Origin of the sequence: Gilvimarinus sp. 2_MG-2023 (genome assembly GCF_030547685.1) — a bacterium.
Taxonomy (GTDB): Bacteria; Pseudomonadota; Gammaproteobacteria; order Pseudomonadales; family Cellvibrionaceae; genus Gilvimarinus.
Genome location: NZ_JAUOQM010000015.1, coordinates 1 through 1,661 on the forward strand (window position 1 = coordinate 1; position 1,661 = coordinate 1,661).

The window sequence follows — 1,661 nt, forward strand, 5'->3', positions numbered from 1 at the left end:
AACACCATAACGCGCCGCTGCAAGCGCCGACAGCGGCGCGTTATCGTGTTCAACTCCATGAGTAAGTCCTAAGTTCAAGCTGCATTCGCTGGTGCGGGCAAGGCCGTCGTCAGCCGGCAAAAAGCCAACAGGCTGTGGCGGCGTATTAACGCCCGCTACCAAGTGGTATCAGAAGTTAAGGGCTCAGGCTTTGGGAGGGCGTAAAAAGGATTCGAGCGGCTCGGGACGGGTGCCAACGGTGTACTCAGTGGGTGGGCTGATGGCTTTACTGGGCAGTAGATGCTGCGCCGATAGCAGCAAGGCCGAGCAAAAATGGCCGTGGCACTGACAGCAATTTTGACAATCCAGCTCGTGCGAGTTGCTATCAATAACGACGGTATCGCTGTTGTTTGAATCGGTAAAGGTTGAGGGGTGAGTATCGGCGGGCTGATGTGAAGCGTCAAACACCCAGTGCCCATTACCCGATTGATGCCAGTGGTGAATATCGCCCAGCGTCATGCCTGATTGCAGAGCAACCACCATCAGCGCTAGGTAAATCACAATCTTTTTAAGCATCATCGGTGCAATTTTGTCATGTCAGTCCGTTAGTAGGCGCCTACCATAACAAAAAAGTTCAAAGGGTGCTTTGTTTTGCCTCACGTTTATCGCCACGCTTAACGGGGTGAGCTTGCCTAAATTTCGCTCTAATGTTCTGATGGGGTTAACGTATGGATCTTTCCCTGCTGGGCCGAAGACAGCATGCCGTGTTTTACAGGGTTAACGGTTGGATCTTACATTTATTGGCTATACGGAGGCATTATGTCGCGTCACAAGGTTGAGTTTACCAGTACCGAGGGGCACACCTTGGCAGGTGCCTTAGAGTTGCCAGATAACGGCACACCGAAAGCATATGCGTTATTTGCTCATTGTTTTACCTGTGGTAAAGACGTGGTAGCTGCCACTCGTATTGCTCGCACTCTAGCCAATCAAGGGATTGCTGTGTTGAGGTTCGATTTTACCGGTCTGGGCAGCAGCGAAGGTGATTTCGCCAACACTACCTTTTCCAGTAATGTGACAGATCTGGAAGCGGCATCGCTATTTTTAGCCCGGCAGTACCAGGCCCCTTCATTACTCATTGGCCACAGCTTAGGTGGTGCCGCTGTTTTGGCGGTGGCACGCCGGCTCGACTCGGTGCAAGCGGTGGTTACCATCGCTGCGCCGGCATCTCCGTCCCATGTTGAGCATTTATTTGCGGATCAAGCATGTGATATCCGTCAAACCGGCCGTGCTCCGGTTACGATTGCCGGTCGAACCTTTGAGTTGGGTGCGGAGTTGTTGGAGGATTTAGGCAAATGGCCGCTGACAGATACCATCGCGGCTCTGCGCAAGCCGCTGTTGATTTTCCATTCGCCGGTTGATCTTGTGGTGGATGTAACCGAGGCGACGAAAATTTTTAAAGCCGCAAAGCATCCCAAAAGTTACGTGTCACTGGATGATGCCGACCACTTACTCAGTCGGCAGAAAGATGCCGATTATGTTGCGCTAACACTGACGACGTGGGCCAGTCGTTACTTAAAACTAGATCCGCCCCCAGTGCAAAGTCAGGACCGCCCCAGTGTGGAACCTGCGGAGGTATTGGTTACCGAAAAAAATACGCAGTTTTTGCGTGGGCTGTACAGTGC

Annotated in this window: 2 protein-coding genes; one reads left to right on the forward strand and one right to left on the reverse strand. The window is 52.3% G+C overall.

Annotation, left to right across the window (positions count from 1 at the left end; genetic code table 11):
* Positions 1 to 183: 183 nt before the first annotated feature.
* Positions 184 to 558 (reverse strand): hypothetical protein, encoded by a 375-nt coding sequence (locus Q4526_RS02760; protein WP_215975367.1) that lies wholly within the window; start codon positions 556 to 558, stop codon positions 184 to 186.
* Between the two features lie 240 nt (positions 559 to 798).
* Between Q4526_RS02760 and Q4526_RS02765 the strand changes: the two genes are divergently transcribed.
* A partial coding sequence (locus Q4526_RS02765) for a S9 family peptidase (protein WP_215975368.1) occupies positions 799 to 1,661 on the forward strand: 863 nt, incomplete at its 3' end.

Coding starts and splice junctions, on each gene's coding strand:
- Q4526_RS02760 (WP_215975367.1), bottom strand. CDS start 558: ATGATGCTTAAAAAGATTGTGATTTACCTAGCGCTGATGGTGGTTGCT.